Origin of the sequence: uncultured Rhodospira sp. (assembly GCF_937138205.1) — a bacterium.
Taxonomy (GTDB): domain Bacteria; phylum Pseudomonadota; class Alphaproteobacteria; order Rhodospirillales; family Rhodospirillaceae; genus Rhodospira.
This window is the reverse complement of record NZ_CAKZOT010000055.1, coordinates 1-19329: the sequence shown is the minus strand read 5'-3', so window position 1 is coordinate 19329 and position 19329 is coordinate 1. Positions and strand designations below refer to the sequence as shown.

The 19329-nt window shown below is 68.3% G+C and carries 17 protein-coding genes; 10 read left to right on the top strand and 7 right to left on the bottom strand.

The window, feature by feature from the left end:
* The first annotated feature begins 162 nt into the window (after window positions 1-162).
* Both Q0309_RS07220 and Q0309_RS07215 read left to right on the top strand, forming a co-directional pair.
* Window positions 163-1503 carry a sodium:alanine symporter family protein gene (locus tag Q0309_RS07220; protein WP_299438989.1) on the top strand — a complete coding sequence of 447 codons (1341 nt, stop codon included), beginning with the start codon at window positions 163-165 and terminating at the stop codon, window positions 1501-1503.
* A gap of 144 nt (window positions 1504-1647) precedes the next feature.
* Complete coding sequence (locus tag Q0309_RS07215) at window positions 1648-2094, top strand: hypothetical protein (protein ID WP_299438987.1); 447 nt, start codon at window positions 1648-1650, stop codon at window positions 2092-2094.
* Between the two features lie 81 nt (window positions 2095-2175).
* Here the strand turns inward: Q0309_RS07215 and Q0309_RS07210 are convergent, their stop codons facing one another.
* On the bottom strand, window positions 2176-2667 hold the full coding sequence (locus Q0309_RS07210; RefSeq protein ID WP_299438985.1) for an MgtC/SapB family protein: 492 nt from the start codon (window positions 2665-2667) through the stop codon (window positions 2176-2178).
* A 170-nt stretch (window positions 2668-2837) separates the two neighbouring features.
* Window positions 2838-3626, bottom strand: coding sequence for an exodeoxyribonuclease III (locus Q0309_RS07205; protein WP_299438983.1), 789 nt, complete (start codon window positions 3624-3626; stop codon window positions 2838-2840).
* Between the two features lie 106 nt (window positions 3627-3732).
* Between Q0309_RS07205 and Q0309_RS07200 the strand changes: the two genes are divergently transcribed.
* Together Q0309_RS07200 and Q0309_RS07195 are read left to right on the top strand one after the other, a co-directional pair.
* A complete protein-coding gene (locus Q0309_RS07200) occupies window positions 3733-4461 on the top strand; it encodes a hypothetical protein (protein ID WP_299438981.1) in 729 nt (242 codons plus the stop codon).
* A gap of 41 nt (window positions 4462-4502) precedes the next feature.
* Window positions 4503-4694, top strand: a complete 192-nt coding sequence (locus Q0309_RS07195) for a hypothetical protein (protein WP_299438979.1) — start codon at window positions 4503-4505, stop codon at window positions 4692-4694.
* Between the two features lie 62 nt (window positions 4695-4756).
* On the opposite strand, the gene thiE is transcribed toward Q0309_RS07195, so the two are convergent.
* Window positions 4757-5431, bottom strand: coding sequence for a thiamine phosphate synthase (gene thiE, locus Q0309_RS07190; protein ID WP_299438977.1), 675 nt, complete (start codon window positions 5429-5431; stop codon window positions 4757-4759).
* Window positions 5432-5579: 148 nt separating this feature from the next.
* Here thiE and Q0309_RS07185 point away from each other — a divergent pair, with 148 nt between their 5' ends.
* Window positions 5580-6806, top strand: a complete 1227-nt coding sequence (locus Q0309_RS07185; RefSeq protein ID WP_299438974.1) for a class I SAM-dependent rRNA methyltransferase — start codon at window positions 5580-5582, stop codon at window positions 6804-6806.
* Between the two features lie 12 nt (window positions 6807-6818).
* Here the strand turns inward: Q0309_RS07185 and Q0309_RS07180 are convergent, their stop codons facing one another.
* On the bottom strand, window positions 6819-7451 hold the full coding sequence (locus Q0309_RS07180; protein ID WP_299438972.1) for a polymer-forming cytoskeletal protein: 633 nt from the start codon (window positions 7449-7451) through the stop codon (window positions 6819-6821).
* A 106-nt stretch (window positions 7452-7557) separates the two neighbouring features.
* Window positions 7558-8232 (bottom strand): EI24 domain-containing protein, encoded by a 675-nt coding sequence (locus Q0309_RS07175; RefSeq protein ID WP_299438970.1) that lies wholly within the window; start codon window positions 8230-8232, stop codon window positions 7558-7560.
* Window positions 8233-8725: 493 nt separating this feature from the next.
* Between Q0309_RS07175 and phaZ the strand changes: the two genes are divergently transcribed.
* The 3 genes from phaZ (at window position 8726) to Q0309_RS07160 (ending at window position 11587) form a co-directional block, all read left to right on the top strand.
* Window positions 8726-10198, top strand: a complete 1473-nt coding sequence (gene phaZ, locus Q0309_RS07170) for a polyhydroxyalkanoate depolymerase (protein WP_366940575.1) — start codon at window positions 8726-8728, stop codon at window positions 10196-10198.
* A gap of 334 nt (window positions 10199-10532) precedes the next feature.
* Complete coding sequence (locus Q0309_RS07165; RefSeq protein WP_299438968.1) at window positions 10533-11330, top strand: alpha/beta fold hydrolase; 798 nt, start codon at window positions 10533-10535, stop codon at window positions 11328-11330.
* A 65-nt stretch (window positions 11331-11395) separates the two neighbouring features.
* Window positions 11396-11587: a PLDc N-terminal domain-containing protein gene (locus Q0309_RS07160; RefSeq protein ID WP_299438966.1), complete on the top strand. Its 192-nt coding sequence runs from the start codon at window positions 11396-11398 to the stop codon at window positions 11585-11587.
* 6 nt (window positions 11588-11593) lie between these two features.
* Here Q0309_RS07160 and Q0309_RS07155 read toward each other — a convergent pair whose 3' ends face one another.
* A complete protein-coding gene (locus Q0309_RS07155) occupies window positions 11594-12538 on the bottom strand; it encodes a VacJ family lipoprotein (RefSeq protein ID WP_299438964.1) in 945 nt (314 codons plus the stop codon).
* 576 nt (window positions 12539-13114) lie between these two features.
* Here Q0309_RS07155 and Q0309_RS07150 point away from each other — a divergent pair.
* Window positions 13115-14383, top strand: a complete 1269-nt coding sequence (locus Q0309_RS07150) for an outer membrane protein transport protein (RefSeq protein WP_299438962.1) — start codon at window positions 13115-13117, stop codon at window positions 14381-14383.
* 83 nt (window positions 14384-14466) lie between these two features.
* Here the strand turns inward: Q0309_RS07150 and Q0309_RS07145 are convergent, their stop codons facing one another.
* Window positions 14467-15012 carry a GNAT family N-acetyltransferase gene (locus Q0309_RS07145; protein WP_299438960.1) on the bottom strand — a complete coding sequence of 182 codons (546 nt, stop codon included), beginning with the start codon at window positions 15010-15012 and terminating at the stop codon, window positions 14467-14469.
* A gap of 431 nt (window positions 15013-15443) precedes the next feature.
* On the opposite strand from Q0309_RS07145, the gene Q0309_RS07140 reads away from it, so the two are divergent.
* Window positions 15444-18980, top strand: coding sequence for an Ig-like domain-containing protein (locus Q0309_RS07140; RefSeq protein WP_299438958.1), 3537 nt, complete (start codon window positions 15444-15446; stop codon window positions 18978-18980).
* Window positions 18981-19329 lie beyond the last annotated feature (349 nt).

Sequence of the window (19329 nt, the reverse complement as noted above, 5' to 3'; positions counted from 1 at the left end):
AATCCCTCCACCACATGCCCGGTTGCGGGCACGCCGTCGTCACTTGTAGACAGGCCCGTCCATCACGCCCCGGTGTTTCGCGCCGGCGCCCGCCCCCTGGTCCGTGGCGGGCCCGCGCGCCAACACGGCGTGCGCCTATCACCGAACAGAGGGTCAACCACCATGGATGCCTTGTCGGAATTCTTGGGAAGCGTCAGTTCCATCGTCTGGGGTCCCATCATGCTGGTTCTGTTGTTGGGAACCGGCTTGTACCTGACGCTGGGCCTGGGTCTTCTGCCGCAACGCAAGCTCGGGTACGGCTTCCGGCTGATGCTCGGCGGCCGCAAGGTCGAGGAGGGTCACAAGGGCGAAATCACGCCGTTCCAGGCGTTGACCACGGCCCTGTCCGCGACCATCGGCACCGGTAATATCGCCGGCGTGGCCACGGCCATCTTCCTGGGCGGCCCGGGGGCCGTGTTCTGGATGTGGATCACGGCGCTGGTGGGCATGGCCACCAAGTACGCCGAGGCGGTGCTGGCGGTGCGCTACCGCGAGGTCGACGCCAATGGGCGCTATGTCGGCGGCCCCATGTACTACATCCGCAACGGCCTGGGCTGGGGCTGGCTGGGCTGGCTGTTTGCCCTGTTCGCCACCGTCGCCGCCTTCGGCATCGGCAACACCGTGCAGTCCAACTCGGTGGCCAAGGCCCTGGAAGGCACGTTCGAGGTTCCGACCATCATCACCGGCCTGGTGCTGGCGGCCTTGACGTTCCTGGTCATCATCGGCGGCGTGAAGCGCATCGGCCGCGTGGCCGAACACCTTGTGCCGCTGATGGCGATTCTCTACGTCGTCGGGGCGCTGGTGATCCTCGCCTTTAACGCGGCCGACGTGCCGGGCGCCCTCGGCCTGATCTTCACCGATGCCTTCACCGGCACGGCGGCGGCCGGCGGCTTCGCCGGGGCGGGCGTGCTGGCGGCCATTCGCTTTGGCGTCGCGCGGGGCGTGTTCTCCAACGAGGCCGGCCTCGGCAGCGCCCCGATCGCCCACGCGGCGGCCAAGACGAATGACCCGGTCCGCCAGGGGTGCGTCGCCATGCTGGGCACGTTCATCGACACCATCGTCGTCTGTACGATGACCGCCCTGGTGATCATCACCACCGGCGCCTGGACCAGCGGCGAGACCGGCGCCGAGTTGTCGGCCCTGGCCTTTGACACCGGCCTGCCGGGCGGCGACATGATCGTCACCCTGGGCTTGGTCGTGTTCGCCTTCACCACCGTCCTGGGGTGGGCCTATTACGGCGAGCGCGCGGCCGAGTACATCTTCGGAACCCAGGTGATCCTGCCGTTCCGCGTGCTGTGGGTGCTGGCGCTGGTGGCCGGAGCCGTGGGCAACCTGGGCCTGATCTGGACCGTGGCCGACATCATGAACGCGCTCATGGCGATTCCGAACCTGATCGCGCTGATCGCGCTCAGCGGGACCGTGTTCGCCATCAGCCGGGCTTACTTCAAGGCCCAGAAGGGGTAGGGCGGCCTCAGGCGACCGGCGGCGGGGGACGATCCTACCCGCCGCCGGTGCCCGCGCCGTCTGGGACGCCGGACCGCTGGACGCCGCTAGGCAAACCTGCATGATCCTCTTATGGTGCCAGGATCATCGGTATGGAAAGGCAACATGGACCCCTTCGTCGAACGCCACGGACCGTGTACGGTCGTCGTCCGTGAGCGCTCTCTTCCGGACGGTCGCCCGGTGCTGCTGTTCGAGTCGTCCGGGACGTGCAACTCCTCGGACTTCGGTGTGTGCCTGGAGAGGATCGGGCAGCGCCGCGCCTTCACGCCCGAGTTGCTGACGATCCTCGACATCCGGCATGTCCAACGCGAGGCGGACGCCGACGGCCTGTTTCAGCAGGCCCGGATCTTCGCCCGGGCGCGCGTTCGGCGCCTGGTGGTGGCCTACATCTCCGACACGGAGTCCACGGCGGCCATTGCCCCCATGGTCCGAGACGTTTTCGGGCGGGCCGGCGTGTCGGCCGAGATCCACATGTGCCGAAGCCTCGAAGATGCCCTGGACTGGATGACGGCCCTGGGGCCAGCCGGCGACAGTGCCCGCGATGCGAGGTGATCCGGGTTCGGTGTCGGACAGCTCGCATCGCGACGCCTCGCCCCCGCGCCCGCGCGCGACAGGCCACGAGGCCAGGGGACATCATGCCTCTGTTCGGGTGTCCTCGCGGTCCTGCATGAGCAGGCCGAAGAGGAGCAAGGTGGCAAAGATCGTGATGAAGCTGATGGCCGAGAGCAGGTAGAACCCGAACCCGAGGGCCAGACCGATTCCGCCCGCGGCCCAGATGCTGGCGCCCGTCGCCGTTCCGACGACATGATCGTCGCCTCGGCGGAGGATGGCGCCGGCCCCCAGAAAGCCGATGCCGGTCAGAACGCCTTCGATGATCCGCATGAAGTCCAGGCGGATCGTGCCCTCGGAATCCGCGTAGTCGGCGTAGACCTCCTGCGCCATGATCGCCACGACACAGGAGACAACGGCGACGATCACAAAGGCGCGAAAGTCCATCGGCTTGCCCTTGCGGTACCGCTCAAGCCCCAGGAACAGGCCGAACACAGCCGCCAGCAGCACGCGGACCCACACCTCGACAATGCTGACGGTGCGATAGCCGTTCAGGGCGTTCATGATCTCTTCCATGGACGGAGTCCTCCGGCCGGGGAGCCCGGTGCGGCTTTGTGGTCGCCGGCAAGGCGCGCCGCCGAGTGATTGCTGTCGCCTCAACGCATGACGTCCCGGGCGGGTTCCGCCCGCGCGGGCCCGCCGGCGTCTCCATGGTCCATCAGCGGTGGACCCCATCCAATGCGGGATCAGTCGTCGCGCAGGCGCACCCACACGGGGGTATGATCCGACGCCTTCGGCGCGCCGCGCGGAGCGCGGTCGACGCCGGCGTCGTCCAGCCGGTCGGCGGCCAGCGGCGACAGCAGCAGGTGGTCGATGCGCAGGCCGTTGTCCTTCTGCCAGGCGCCGCCCTGGTAGTCCCAGTAGGTGTACACGCCCGGCCGGGGATGACGCACGGCGATGGCGTCCGCGTAGCCCAGATGCAGCAGCGCCCGGAACCGCTCGCGGCTCTCCGACCGGCACAGAGCGTCGTCGCGCCAGCCCGCCGGGTCATAGACATCGCCGTCGGTGGGGCAGACGTTGTAGTCGCCGCCGAGGATCACCGGTTCGTCCAGCCGCACCAGGCCCGCCGCGTGCGCGCGCAGGCGCTCCATCCATGTCAGCTTGTAGGGAAACTTCGGCGAATCGCTCGGATTGCCGTTCGGGAGATAGATCGAGGCGACGCGCAGCGTGCCGCCGACCACGGCCTCGATGTAGCGCGCCTGCTCGTCCTCACCGTCTTCGGGCCGGTTGGGCAGGCCCCGGGTCACGTCCTCCAGGCCGAGGCGCGACAGGATGGCCACGCCGTTGTAGCTTTTCTGGCCGTGCACGGCGCAGGCATAGCCCGCGTCTTCGATGGCCTCGGCCGGAAAGCCGTCGTCGACGGTCTTGATCTCCTGCAGCAGCACGACGTCCGGACGGGCGCCGCGCAGCCAGTCCAGCACGGCCGGCAAGCGGGCCTTGATCGAATTGACGTTCCAGGTGGCGATGGTTGGCATCCGCGCCCACATGAAAAGAAATGGTGGTTTGCGACCCCGGTCACACTGGACCGGGCCGGATTGTGCCATCATCGGGGGGCCGAGACGCTGGTGCAAGGGGAGTCCCATGGGCCATCAGGAGTTCGCGACGACGGCGCGCGCCCGCCGCCACCGGCCGGGAAAACGGTTTGTCTGTGCCCTGGTGCTGGGGCTTTCCGTGGCGGTCCTTGCCGTGCGGCCGGCCCAGGCCATCCCCTGCCCCGGCGAGGACGCTCCGGTGCGGGTGGAGCTCACCACGCGTTTCGACACGGCGCGCGTGGACCACTCCCGCGGCCGCGACGCCATCAACGCGATGTTCGCTGAACAGCGCGGCAAGGCTACCATCCCGCAGAATGGTGGCGCGGTCGGCCTGACCGTCACCAGATCCGGGTTCTCGTTCAGCACGCGCACCGAGATCTTCCGGCGCCGCGACGGCGCGCTGTGCGTCTACCTGCGCGGCGTCGAGGCGGCCATGAACCAGGTCGACACGGTCGTCTACATCGCGCGGGAGTATCCGAAAGGATCGTGCAATTACCGCGCGATCTACGAGCACGAGAAGATGCACGTCGGCGTGTACTATTTCACCCAGAAGGACTACGCGCCGCGCGTCGAGCGGGAGCTGGAACGGCTGGTGCGCTATGTGAACCCTCGCGTGGTTCGCAACAGGGCCGAAGCCCGCGAGGTCCACGTCGAGATGATCAACGAGGGGGTCGCCCATGTCCTGGAGGACATGGAGGCCGAGCGGCGGCGGCGCAACGCGGCCCTCGACACGCCGGAGAACTACGCTCGCGAGCGGGCCAAGTGCCCCAGTTGGTAAGGACGTAAGGACGCCAGGGCAATCGGGTGAACGATGCCGGTGTGAGCGAAAAGCTGCATGAGCGGCTTCTTCGAGAGCAGAGCGCGCAAATCGTCATTGCGAAGAGCGCGGCGACGAAGCAATCCAGAGCGGATATTTGCGTTTTGCGCTCTGTATTGCTTGCTTTGTGGATGCTCCACCCTCTTATGGCGACGCGGGTTCGCAATAACGAATCTCGTTTCCACCAGGACTGAGGTCACCGGCTTGGCAAGAAAGGAAGTGTAGAATATGGGAGGTCTCGGGGCGCCCATCCATCTCAGCCATTGATCTGTTCGCGCTCGGGCGAGAATTCGTCCATCATCGCGTTCAGGCGCGCCACCGCCGCCTTCGGCCCCTCGGGCCAGGCCCACACGCCGGAACTGACGGCCAGGAAGTCCGTCCCGGCTTCGATCAGCGGCCGCGCGTTGTCCGGCGTGATGCCACCGATGGCCACCACCGGCACCACCATCGCCTCCGCCCACCAGCGCAACAGGTCGATGTCGGCCCGCGTCTTGGCCTGCTTGGTGTCGGTGGGAAAGAAGGCGCCGAAGGCCACATAGTCGGCGCCGTTCTCGCCCGCGTCCATTGCCAGATGGCGGGAGGCGTGACAGGTCACACCCACCACGCGATCGGCGCCAACGATGCGCCGGGCTTCGGCCAGCGGTGTGTCCTCTTGGCCCACGTGCACGCCGTCGCAGCCGGTGAGCAGCGCCAGATCGGGCCGATCGTTCATCAGCACGGCCACGTCGCGCGCCTGGGCAAGCGGCACCAGCTCGTCGGCGACGCGGCGGATGGTCTCGTCCTCGGCCTCCTTCAGACGCAGTTGCAGGCAGGCCACGTCGCCACCGTCCAGGGCCTCTTCGAGCGTGGCGGCAAACGCCGTGAGGTCGTCGATCACGGGCGGGGTGATCAGGTACAGGCGGCAGCGGTCGCGCGGGTCACGGGGGGGCATGGCGGTCCTTCGGGCCGTTTGACGAAACCGGGAGCCTAACGCCGCGCGCCGGACCTGTGTAGTGCCCGACGCACCCCGTGCGTTCGGACGGGTTGCGTTCGGACCGGCGGCGGATATGGTGGCCGCCCTTGCGCGAAAGGCTCCCGCCATGTCCGATGCTCCGTCCCCCGATCTCGATCCCGCCCGGCCGCCGCATCCCCGCGTGCGCCTGCGGCCCAAGCACGCCACTCGCCTGCGGCGCGGCCACCCGTGGGTGTACTCCAACGAAGTGGCGATGACCCCCGAGGCCAAGGCGCTGCCGCCTGGCACCGTGGTCACTGTCCTGGACGCTGGCGACGAGGCTCTGGCGACAGCCCTGTTCAACCCGCATTCGCTGATCGCCCTGCGGGTGGTGGCGCCGGACCCGGACGTGCCGGTGGACGCGGCCCTGATCGGCACGCGCCTTGGCCGCGCCCTGCGGCTGCGTGAGACCCTGGTGGCCGACCCGTTCTATCGCCTGGTCCACGCCGAGGCCGACGGCCTGCCGGGGCTGGTGGTGGACCGCTTCGGTGACCGTCTGGTCGTGCAGGCCAACAGCGCCGGCATGGACCGGTTGTTGCCGCAGGTTCTGGACGGGCTCGACGCTCTGGTCCGCCCGGCCGGGATCGTCATTCGCGACGATACGGCGGCGCGCGGCCTGGAGGGTCTGCCCAATACCGGCCATCGGCTGCACGGCACCGCGCCGGACGGCCCGGTCGCGGTGGTCGAGCGCGGCGTGACCTACCTGGCCGATCTGATCGGCGGGCAGAAGACCGGCTGGTTCCATGACCAGCGCGACAACCGCGCCATGGTCGCCGCCCTGTCGCGCGGGCGGACGGTGCTGGACGTCTTCAGCCACGCCGGCGGGTTCGGGCTGGCCTGCGCCGTGGCGGGCGCTGCCCAGGTGCTGTGCGTGGACACGGCCGCGCACGCCCTGGCCCTGGCCACCGAGGCGGCGGCGCGCAATGGCGTGGGGGATCGCGTCGGCACCGAGCGTGCCGACGCCTTCGACGCGCTGGAGGCGCTCGCCCGCGACGGCCGCCGGTTCGACGTCGTGGTGTGCGATCCGCCGAGTTTCGTCAAGGCCCGCAAGGACCTGGAGTCCGGCGCGCGGGGCTACCGCAAGATGGCGCGGCTGGCGGCGGCCGTCGTCGCGCCCGAGGGCTTTCTGTTCGCCGCCTCGTGCTCGCACAACATGCCGGCCGACCGGTTCCTGGACGAGGTGGCGCGCGGCCTCGCCCAGGCCGGGCGGAGTGCGCGCGTGCTGGCCCGGACCGAGGCCGCGCCGGACCACCCGCTGCATCCCCTGTTGCCGGATTCGGCGTACCTCAAGGGGCTCCTGTTGGCGCTGGACTGAGAGGCGGCGCGGTCAGCCGCCCGTGCCGTCGTAGACGTCCATCTGTCCGCGCACCTGACCGCCTTCCTCGATGATGATGGCGGCGTAGCGCACCGAGCCCTCGATACGGCCGCCGTCGCGCACGATCAGGCGGCGCTTGACGATCAGGTTGCCCTCGAAGCGGCCGGAGATGTCGGCCTCCTCGATCGAGGCGGTGCCCTTGAACAGGCCGCTGGCCGTCACCTCGATGGCCTCGGCGTCGTTCAGGTCGGCCTCGACGGTGCCCTCGACCACCAGCCGATCGCAGGCGCTGATCTGGCCGTTGAGCTGGATGCCGCTGCCGACGATCAGGTTCTTGGGGTCGCCGCCGGCGGCGCGCGGGGCGCCGCCCGGCCGCGTCGGTGGCGTCAGCGTCTGCGGCTCGCCGCTGTCGGCGGCGGGCGCCTTGGGCTGCTCGCGGCTGTGCACCGGCGGCTCCGGGCGGAACGCGCCGGTCTGCGGCTTCACCGGCATTCCGGGCTGGAACTTCGGCGACGTCACCTGGGTCGGCTCCTGCGGCTGAAAGCCGCCCTTGCCGTCGCTTGCCTCGGCCCGTTCACCGTCGCCCGGGCCACCCTGTCCGCCGCTCGGCTGGCGGCCCTGCGGGGTATTGCCGAAAAATGCCATGGGGGGAGTCCCTCGTGCTGGAAGTGCTGATCGGGTGCGACAACACGCGGGCCGGGCGCAAGCCTTGCGGACCGCCTGCCGCACACCGCCTGCCGCGACCGCCAGATTACGCGGAGCCGGGGTCACCCCGCAACGCCTGGACGATGTGCACCATGAAGGCCGTGGCCACGACCGGCGCGAGCAGGTTGGCGACCGGCACCAGCATCAGGCCGGCGACGACCACACCGGCGAGCATGATCCGCCAGCGGTGCTGTCGGCGTTCCCCGGTGAGCCGCGAACGGTCGAGGCGGCGGGCCGCCACCAGTTCGTGATACTCCCGCCCCAGCAGGTAGCCGTTCAGCAGCAGGTAGATCGCCAGATTGAACGCCGGTAGAAAGATATAGAGAGGCAGGGCGAGCACGTTCAACCCCACCGCAACCAAGGCGAAGGAGAGGGCGCCGGCGATGCTTTCACCGATCGGCACTTCGCGCGCCGCCGGCAATTTCGGGTAGTGCCGACGCTCGACCGCCTCGGCCACCCGTTCCAGGAACAGGCCCACAAAGGCGGTTACCACGGCCGGGAAGAACACCAGGGCCACGACGAACGCCGCCAGGCCGCCGGCCACATCGATGACCGTGTCGAGCCACGGGGGGTCGACCACGTCGACGGCGCCCAGCCCGAACCACAGGCCGGCGACCAGCAGGAGGTAGATGGCGACGGTCAGAGCCAGGCTCAGCATGATGGGGTCGCGGACCCGTGGGTCGCCGAGCTGTTCAACCGATTTGACGAAAGCGCCAATCATGGCGAGCGGGTCCTCCGGATCGGGGGGGACTGTGGCGGTCGCGGGCGCGCGGCCGGCGCGGAGGAGCCTACGCGGATGACAGATCGGCGAAAAGGTCGCGCGCGAACCATCGCGCGGCCGGAGTCGGCCCGCCGAAGCCCCGCTAAGCCCTTATGTTCGCTAAGGAAATAGTAACGTTTTGCGCCTTTCGAATGACATAGTCTGCGCCGTCTGATGCGAACCGTGCCATGCCCCGTCCGCATGTTCGCCATTCCTCATTCGCATGAGCGGAAATTATTGTTGCGGAGCGGGAGGCCGCTGAGTTAAAAAATTACCCAACGGAAACGCTCGGGGTGCGCTCAAGCGCGCTGCGGGTCCAGGGGCTAGGGCCTATCTCGTTCGGTCACATGGCACCGAGCCGGAACCAGGGCCTAATGTGAAACGTTGATGACACAGGTGGTCACGACTCAGGCGGCTCGCCAGCCCCTGGCCACTGTTCAGGAGGACGCGTACCGTGCTCTATCACATCCATGAAATGAACCATCATGCGATGACGCCGATGCGGATGATGGCCCAGGCCGTCAACATGCTGGCGACCAACCCGCTGCTGCCGACCAGCCACACCGGTCTGGGTCGCACGGTGGCCGCCGGCACCGACGTGTTCGAGCGCATCACCCGCAAGTACCCGAAGCCGGAGTTCGGCCTGTCCGAGACCGTCGTCGACGGCCATCTGGTCAACGTGCGCGAGCGGGTGGTGGAGCACAAGCCCTTCTGCAACCTGATCCACTTCGAACGCGACCTGCCCGAGGAGCGCGACGACCCGGCGGTGCTGGTGGTGGCGGCCCTGTCCGGCCACTACGCCACGCTGATGCGCGGCACCGTGCAGGCGCTGCTGCCCGAGCACGAGGTCTACATCACCGACTGGACCAACGCCCGCGACGTCGCCCTGTGGCACGGCGAGTTCGACATGGAGGCGTACGTCCAGTACCTGATCGAGTTCATGGACATCCTGGGGCCGGACACCTCCATGCTGGCCGTCTGCCAGCCGGGCGTGCCGGTGCTGTGCGCCAACGCGCTGATGTCCGAGGACAACAACCCGAACCGCCCCTTTGCCATGGTGCTGATGGGCAGCCCCATCGACACGCGCATCAACAAGACGGCGGTGAATCTGTTCGCCGAGAGCAAGGACATGTCCTGGTTCCGGCGCCGCTTCATCCAGACCGTGCCGCCGCCGTACATGGGGGCGGGCCGATCGGTCTATCCGGGCTTCCTGCAGCTTGGCGGGTTCATGGCCATGAACGTCGAGCGGCACATGGATGCCCACCGCGACTACTTCAACCACCTGATCGAGGGCGACGGCGATTCGGCCGCCGCGCACCGCAAGTTCTATGACGAGTATCTCTCGGTCATGGACATGCCCGGGGCGTTCTACCTGGAGACCATCGAGAGGGTGTTCAAGGAACACCACCTGCCGGAAGGCCGCATGATGATCGGCGACCAGCTGGTGCGGCCGGAGGCCATCACGGACATCGGCCTGCTGACGGTCGAGGGCGAGAAGGACGACATCACCGGCCTGGGCCAGACCGAGGCGGCGCACGACATGTTGACCGGCCTGTCGCGCAAGCACCGGGATCACATGGTCTGCCCGGGCGTCGGTCACTACGGCATCTTCAACGGTCGGCGCTGGCGCGAGATGATCCTGCCGCGCGTGGCCAACTTCATCCGGCACCAACGGGCGATGCGCGGCTTCGGCCCGAAGACCCGCGCCAACGCCTTCGATTCGGAAATCACGACTCTGGCGGAGGCGCGCGGCCTGGGCCAGATGGAAGCAGCACCCACGCCGGCTCCGGCGAACGCCAATGGCAAGCGCGCCAAAAAGGCCGTCGCGGCCGCCGACAGCGATGCGCGCCCGTCGCGCGCCGGCGGCGCCTCCTCCAAGCGCCACGGCACCGAGACGCGGGCGACGGAGACCGTCGGGGCGCACTGATCCGGCGGCACGGCACACGATTGACGCAGCAACCGGGCGGGAGCGCGACTCCCGCCCGGTTTGTTGTCAGGGCAGGTTGGGGCGGACTGCAGGCGTTCGGCGCGCGCCGGGGCCAGGGCAATCGGGTGAACTACGCCTGCGAGAGCCGTTGTCCGCATGAGCGGATGATTCGTGAGCAGAACACGCAGTTCGTCATTGCGAGGAACGAAGTGACGAAGCAATCCAGGGCGAAAGACGCAGATATCCGCTCTGGATTGCTTCGTCGATACGCTCCTCGCAATGACAAAAGGAAGTAAAAACGTGTGAATCAGACGGAACAATCATAGGCACCCCCATGCGTTTGACCTGCTCCTCCACCGGTGAAGGCCCACTTCTGGTGATCCTGCACGGCCTGTTCGGGTCCGGGCGCAACTGGGGGGCCATCGCCGGCCGCCTCGCTCCCTTGGGCTGGCGCGTCATCACCCCCGACCTGCGCAACCACGGCGGCTCGCCCTGGGACGACGCCATGGACTATGCCGCCATGGCCGGCGACGTGCGCGCGTTGCTGGACGAAGAGGGGGGTGGGCAGCCGGCCGTGCTCGTCGGCCACAGCATGGGTGGCAAGGCGGCCATGCGGCTGGCGCTGGAAAGCCCGGAGCGGGTGCGGGCGCTGGCCGTGGTCGACGTGGCCCCGGTGGCGTACCGGCGCGGCCTGGAGGGCTACGCCAAAACCATGCTCGACGTGCCTCTGGACGCCGTGCGCCGGCGCGCCGATGCCGACGCGGCGCTGGCCGAGGCGATCCCGGAGCCGGGGATCCGTGCCTTTCTGCTGCAGAACCTTGAATTGCCCGGGCCGGAGGGTGGCCCAGCGCGATGGCGCCTGAACCTGCGTGCGCTGATCGACGGCATGGCGGACATCACCGGGTGGCCGGAGCCCCCCGCCGGCGCGCGGTATGACGGCCCGGCGCTGGTTCTGTCCGGCGGCGCGTCGGACTACGTGCGGGCGGAGCACCACGAGGCCATCCGCAGCCTGTTCCCCGCCGCCCGGTTCGAGGTCGTCGAGGGGGCCGGCCACTGGGTCCATGCCGAGGCGCCCGGGGCGACGATCGACATCCTGTCTGGTTTCCTCGGGTCGCTGCCGCTATCGTCCTGACGGCGGGCGGTGCCTCGCTCGCACACACCCGTCAGTCCCACACACCCGTCAGAAGGACCCATCCCGTGTTCGGACTCGAGATCGGCCTGTTCGGCCTCATTTTCCTGATCATCGTGCTGTGGGCGGCGATGCACGTCCTGGGCAGCACGGCCAGCCCGCTGCCAAAGGCGCTGTGGCTGGTCGCGCTTCTGTTCCTGCCGGTGCTCGGCCTGATCGTCTGGTTCTTTTTCGGACCGCGCGCCGCCCGGAAACAATAGGTCCCCTCACCCCTCGTCGGGAGGCGTCTCTTCCAGGGCCGCTTCCTCCAGCCAGACCGCACCCTCCGGCAGGCGGGGGTCCCCGTCCGACAGCAACGGCGCCGTCGCGGCCGGAGACCGCTCCTGGTTGGCGACGGCGGCGCGGCGCGACTGCACATACAGGCTGCGCACGGCCGCATAGAAGTCGATCGAGGTCTCGCGCAGCGATTCCATTTGCTGGCCGCGACCGCCCAGCTGACTGGACGCATTGGCGTAGGTGTGGATGTTGGCCATGCGCTCGCCGGTCGGCCCGGCCAGCCAGAACAACGGGTTGGTCACCATGTCCACGGCCCGGCCGACGCCGTCGCGCGGATTGCCCGGGCCGAACAGCGGATAGACCATGTACGGTCCGTCGCCCACGCCCCACACGCCCAGGGTCTGGCCGAAATCCTCCTCATGCGGCGGCAGGCCCATGCCGGCGGCGGTGTCCCAGAAGCCCAGGCCGCCGGCCGTGGAGTTGATGGCGAAGCGCTGGGTGGTCACCCAGGCGCGGTCCACCTCGCCCTGCAGCAGGTCGTTGACCAGGATCACCGGCGTCGACAGGTTGTGCAGGAAGTTGTCGACGTTTTCCTTGCGCTCATCGGGCAGCACGCCGTACGGCGCGATCACCGGCTGCAACAGGGTGTAGATCAGCGTGTTCAGGTCGAACACGAAGCGGTTCCAGTCCTCCATCGGATCGGGAACCAGGGTATCGTCGGCGGCCTCCGGATTGTCGATGTCCGGCGCGGACTGCGCCAGGGACGCCAACTGCGAGCCGGGCGCCGAGGTGACGGCAGGCGGATCGGCGGCCTGTGCGGTCTCACTTCGTGGCCCTGTGGCGCAGGCCGACAGGCACAGCGCGGCCACGCCCGCCGCCAGGAGAGATCGGCGCCAGGGGCGGCCGGAATGAGTCTGGACCTCGTTCTTCGTCATGTTCGCCTCGCCGCCGATGTCCATTCTGGTCCGTCCCCCCGTTCAGAACGCCATGCTCGTGACCGCCATGCTCGTGTCCGGCCTCGCAGCCACGCCGCCACCGCCCCGGCTCGCGCGGCGGTTCCAGCCATGCAATCCTACCCCGGCCTGCCCGGCGGTGCGAGCGTGATTGCACCTTGCACCGCGCGAAAACCAGCGTCTCGCGGCTTGAGGGCAACACCAAGGGCTGGGCCGGCGCACGCCGGACAGATAGGCCTCTTGGTGATACCCGGCCGGTGGTTTGGGCGCAACAGGGGGGACCGGCGCACAGCGGATAGCAGAGCGAAACGGCCGGTTTTCCTGGGCGAACGTGGCCGCTCGGCAACAGGTGAAGGGAATCCATTGCAGCATTGCGGTTTTTGCCCGCATTGCGCCGAGACGGCGCGAAAACAGGTTGCAGTTGGTCACAAAGACGACACACTCTGCGCCAGAGCGGTGTCAGGCTGGATTGACCCTCGGCGTCGGCGCGGAGGCACGGACCGGTCGCATCGCTGGGTCTGGCCAACATCTCAACCAGGGGGGAAAGGACCAATGGAGATGCGTGATCGTCGCCCGATGCTGGCGGGGCTGGCGCTTGGCGTGGTGACGGGCCTGGCGGCGTCGCAGGCGGCCGCCTCCGGCTTCCAGCTCAAGGAACAAAGCGCCGAGGGCCTGGGCAACGCCTTCGCCGGCTCCACCGCCAAGGCGTACGATCCCAGCACCGCGTTCTTCAACCCGGCCGGCATGACCCGCCTGTCGGGCACCACGGCCGAGATGACCGGCGCCTACATCATGCCGCAGGCGAATTTCAGCGGCAGCGCCACCACAACGCTGGGCACCCCGGTCGGCGGCACCCTGAGCGGCGACGCGGCCATGGACAGCTTCGTGCCGTCGATGTACGGCGTCTACAGCCTGACCGACAGGGCGCGGCTGGGCATTGCCATCAACGTGCCGTTCGGCATGGCGACCTCGTATGATACGGCCTGGGTCGGCCGCTATCAGGCGCTGGATTCGCACCTGCACGCCACGAGCATCATGCCCAGCGCCGCCTACCGCGTGACCGATGGCCTGTCGCTCAGCGCCGCGCCGGTGCTCCAGTACACGTCCGTCAAGCTGACCACCGCCATAAACAACATGGGCCTGTTGCCGTACGACGGGCGCCAGAAGCTGACCGCCGAACACATGGGCTTCGGTTTCAACGTGGCCGCGATGTACGAGTTCAGCGAGACCTCGCGCATCGGCATCAACTACCGCTCGCGCGTGCATCATCCGTTCGAGGGCGAGTCCAAATACAACAACGTTCACCCGATCCTGGCCGCGCGCGGCGGGCTGGTGGACAGCGACGCCACCGCCGAGTTGACCACGCCCGACGTGCTCAGCGTCGGGGCCTATCACGAGTTTACGCCGCAATGGGCCGTGGTGGCCGACGTGGCCTGGACCAACTGGTCGCTGTTCGACGAACTGCGGGTGGACGCCGAGACCGGCGCCGACAGCCTGACGGAAGAGAACTGGCACGACACCGTGTTCGCCTCGATCGGCGCCATCTACCGTCCGGACGAGAACTGGTCGTTCCGCGCCGGCTTCGCCTACGACATGTCGCCGATCCCCGACGAGCACCGCACCGCCCGCATCCCGGGCGAGGACCGCTACTGGCTGTCCGGCGGCATTTCTTATGCCTACGAGGACTGGTTCAAGGTCGACTTCGGCTACACCCACATCTTCGTCAACGATGCCAGCATCAACGAAACGACGGGGCAGGGCACCCTGGTGGGCGAGTACGAGAACAGCATCGATATCCTGACCATCGGCGGTCGGATCAAGTTCTAATACCGTCCCCTTGCGGGGACATCCGTGCCCGGGTTGCGGACGGGGCCTGTCGCCCCGTCCGTGGCCATTCCCATGAGGAACGATCAGTTCTCTCCGCCGGTCATGTTGGGCGGCGTGGCCTGCGCGGCGCGCACCGACCGCAGGTCCCCGCCGTCGCCCGCCGCGCCCTCCGTCAGTTCCAGCGCCAGCACCCGTTGCGGCTTCTCGTGCGGCATGACGAGCCCGAACCGCGCCGCCGGCTCGAATCCGAACACCGCGTAGTAGGCCGGATCGCCGACCAGGATCACGAGGTCGTGGCCCTGACGCCCCGCCTCGAACAGGCCCCGGCGCATCAACGCCTTGCCGATGCCCAGGCGCGACAATTCGGGTTCGACGGCGATGGGACCCAGCAGCAGCGCGGGACGACCCGGCTCCCCCACCAGGACGGGCCAGAAGCGCAGGGTGCCGAGCACGGTGCCGTCCGGCCGGTCGGCCACGTGCGACAGCGCGGCCACCGGGGCGACCCCCTCGCGGTAGGCATAGGACCGCTTCTGCCACCGATCGGGCCCAAAGGCGCGGTCCAAAAGGGCTTCGATCGCCGGGGCATCGCCGGGCTCTTCGGGACGGACGGCGTAGGCGACGGGGACCATGGGAGGGGACCTCGGAGACGGAACGGACGCACGGCGGATGTCGCTAGCCGGGGCAGGCCGGCCGATGGGTCAGGATCGTCGTCGTGCGGACGCGGTCCAAGAGGTCATGAAGGCCATGGGATCCGTGTGCGGTAGAGGTGAGCGGGGCGCGCCCGCGGACGCGTCCCGTCCCGCCCGTCTATACCATTCCCCGCAGCCCGCGTGGGGCGCTTTTTTTGCGGGGCGGCACCCTGGAGCGGCCGGTGTGGCCGCCAGGGAACGGGCGCATTCTTACTCCATTTGGGGGATGCGCCGATCGTTCGACTCTGTATACATAAAAGTCCATCCAACGCCGATTCCCGGAGACAGGAGTCGATGCGTGCCGCTGTGGCATGATCTGTGGCGGGCCGCGCCGAGCAAGGCGGGGCCGGCGGTTATTGGGAGATCGGCGCATGGTTGACGCGACGACGGAAACAGGCCTTGACCGCGATGCGGCCGGACCGTCTGATCAAGGTTCTGGCGAAACGCCCAGGGCGTCGGATGGCGCGACCGTCCTGACGCCGCCGCCGCCCGGCGAGACGGCCGTGGTGTTCGTTGACCCGGGCGAGGCCTACACCATCGCGGCCGACCCGGCGGACGTTTCGTTCCGGCAGGACGGCGGATCGCTGGTCGTGACGGTGAACGGGGCGGGAACCCTGGTTCTGAACGACTTCCTGACCTTCGCGGCACCGGACTCGGGCGTGCTGCCTCCAGCCCTGACGCTGGCCGACGGAACGGTCATTGGTGCCGACGTCCTGGTCGCCGACTTTGGCGTTGACTTCAACGACGTGGCGCCGGCCGCCGGCACCCCGGCCGTGGGGGTGCCTGGGGGCATCCCCGCCGATGGCGGCGGCGGCGCCGGGTTCCAGCCCTACGTGGTCGAGCCGATCGACCAGACCACCGATCCGCCGGACCCGCTCGGTCCCCTGGATGTCGCGCTGGACGTGGTCGCCGAGGACTTGGAGGTGGTCGCGGGCGAAGACGAGACGCCGGGGGCCGGGGGCACGCAGTCCGCTGGTCCGGTTGGGGCTGACGATGGAACCGGCGGAGGCGATGGCACGTCCGGCGGCGGTGGAGGAGGTGGCGGCTCCGGCACGGATGGCGGAGGCACCGGCGGCGATGGTGAGCCCGCTGGCGGCGGCTCTGGCGACGGCGGCAGTGGCGGCAGTGGCGGCACGGACACCGGCACGGACACCGGCGGCGATGGCGGCGACTTGGCCGCCGCCGCCGCCGAGGCGAGAACCCCGGAAGGCGGCACGACCCTGACCGGCAACGTGCTCGATGGCGCCGGCGGAGTGGCGCCCGTCACGGTCACCACCTTCACCTACACCGACGAAAGCGGCGTCACGCGGGACGGCGTGTTCGGCGTTCCGCTCGACACCCGCTATGGCACGTTGACCGTCAATACCGACGGGTCCTGGACCTACGTCTCCGATCCGCAAGAGAACCATCTGGGCGTGTCGAGCCTGCCCACCGGCGGCGCTGCGGACGGCCTGCTGGATCCCTTCACCTACACCCTCGCCGACGCGGCCGGTCAGACCGCCTCGGCGACACAGGGCATCCTGGTCACCGACACCGGCCCGGTGGCCGTCGACGACCCCGTGCAATCCGTCGAGGAAGGCGCGGCGGCCCTCTCTGGCGCCGTGCTGGCCAACGACGTCCCGAGCGCCGATGCCCCGAATACCGTCGTTTCCTTCGCCTACACGGATGCGTCCGGTGTCAGCCGGATCGCCGCCGCCGTTGACACGGTCGACACCCTGTATGGCACCCTGACTGTCAACGCCGACGGCACGTGGACCTACACGCCCGCCGAAACCCTGGAGCATTCCGACGGCGAACCGCTGACCGAGGCCTTCACCTACACCGTCACCGACGATGACGGCAGCACCGGCAGCGGCACGCAACTCATACAGGTGACCGACGGCGTGCCCGAAGCGGTCGATGACGCCTCTGTCGTGGTCGAGCCGGGCGACGACCCCGTTGGCGGCACCGTGCGCGACAACGACGCGGACGGTCCGGACCTGCCGGTGGCACTGGTGTCGTTCACGTACACGAACAGCAGCGGCGATGAACAGACGGCGGCCGCCGGCAGTACGGTGGCCACCCGGTTCGGCAGCCTGACGGTTGCCGCTGACGGGACCTGGACCTACACGCCCGATGCCGACGGGACGCAGTCGGGATCGGACGGCTTCACCTACACGCTGCGCGACGCCGACGGCAGCGAGTCGACGGCCACGCAGCCGGTCACGGTGACCTACACGGCGCCTCCGCCGCCGCCGCCCGAGCCGGAGGCCGAGGCGATCGTCGACGAGGATGGCCTTGGGGCCCTGCAGGACTGGCCGTACGATGGCATCGTGGGGGGCTCCGGCGACGTGGCCGGTGAGCCTACCGTCGCCACTGGCATCTTGGTGACCATCGGGGAAGGTCAAACGGTCACCTTTTCCACCGCCGTGGCCCAGGCCCTCAATCGATCCAGTGATCAGCAGGGTGATCCGCCGTTGGCCTGGTCTCCCTACGGGACCAACGGGGTCCAGGCCGAGTACGACGGCGTTCCCGTCCTGACGATCGTCCCGACGACGAATCCGGCTACGCCCGGCGTTGTGGGGTACGAAGTCACCCTGAACGAGCCCGTCTACCATGCGGTCGCCGGCACGGAAGACGACATCACATTCAATGTGCCGTACTCGGTCGTCGACGACGAAACGGGCGAAGTCGTGGGCGGCGGTGCGTTGCCCGTGACCATCGACGACGACTCACCCGTCGCCCAGTCCGTTACCGTCACCAACTGGGGCGGGGACACGAACAGCGCGACGGCGATCGGCTGGTACGAGATCGACCCGGAGACCGGCGACCCACTCAACAACGAAGGCACGATCCTGTGGGTCAATAGCCCGCTTAACGATGGCGGAGTTCTGGAATTCTACGGCCACACGGAGACAATCCAGGGGTACAGCGCGGACGAAATTGGCGTTTTCGTCGTGCCAGATGCCCAGTATCAGCCGGGCATGACCGTCACCGGTTTGACTGGCGTGGCGGGGGCTCGATTGTCGACGGTGCCAGGTGACGCTGAGTCGGTGCCGACGGGCGGGACAGACCTCATCCCCGGCTCGACGACTGGCACCAAACACTACTTCGATGATGACCAAAACGACGGGGACTTCAACGACGTTCAGATCACGGTCAACGATGCCACCGTGGGCGATGAAATGGTGACCGAAGCGAGCATCGCGGACAACGAGGCCTCGGTGACCACCGGCATTTTCGGACCCGTCGACGGTGTCGACTATGGCGCCGACGGGGCGGAGCCGAACGGGTCGTACGACGTTTTCGCGTTTGCCGCCGAGGCGGACATGAGCCTCAACGGCCTGCAGGGGCTGGCCAGCGATGGGACCTACGGCGACGTTTCGCTGGTGCGGGACGGCGACACGGCCTTGCGCGGCGTGGTGAACGAAGGGACGCCGGCTGCCGAGGACATCTTCACCCTGAGCCTGAACGGTGACGATACGTATACCTTCGACTTGCTGCGGGCCGTGCGGCACCCGGACCTGGACGGCGCGCCGAACAACGACGTGGTCGCTTTGAACATCTCCGGCGCCATCCTGACATACGACCATGACGGCGACCCGGTGGCGCTGGACTTCGGTATCCGCATCCAGGACGGCGTGCCGCTGTTGGCATCCAACGATCCCTACGACGTCAATCCCGGCGACAGCGTGCCAATCCTTTTGGCAGACCTTCTCGCCAACGGTGGAAGCCCCGATGGGGTCGATCTGGCAAGCGTGACGGTGACCGACGACGGTGGCAGTGGCACGGTCGGTTACGACCCGGGCACGGGGACCTTCACCTACACCGCGGACAACGCCGGATCGGGCACAACGTCCTTCACCTACCGCGTCGAGGATGCCGACGGCGACACCGCCGAGGGCACGGTGACCATCAACATCCTTTGATACCGGCAGACATTTGCGTTCACTCGTTGACCGGACCCATTTCTTGCCTTTTCCCGGGATCCCTCCGCCCCTTCCAGGGCGTTCGGGGACATTTTATATGATATGAAACAACCACATCTGTCATCCCGAGCGAGCGGAGCGAGCCGAGGGATCTCGGGCATTGGCTTGATGACAGGCCGCTAAGACCGGTCAACCTTTTCGTCTGCTAGAGCAGATCGTGAACACTCTGAATCACCTCGTGTTTCAGAGTGTTCACGTGAATCTGCTCTAAATCAAATAGTTAGGGCGGATTCACGTAACCGGGGCAAAAGTCCGGGCGGTCAGGCCTGGCAGCGCGCCGCGACCAGGT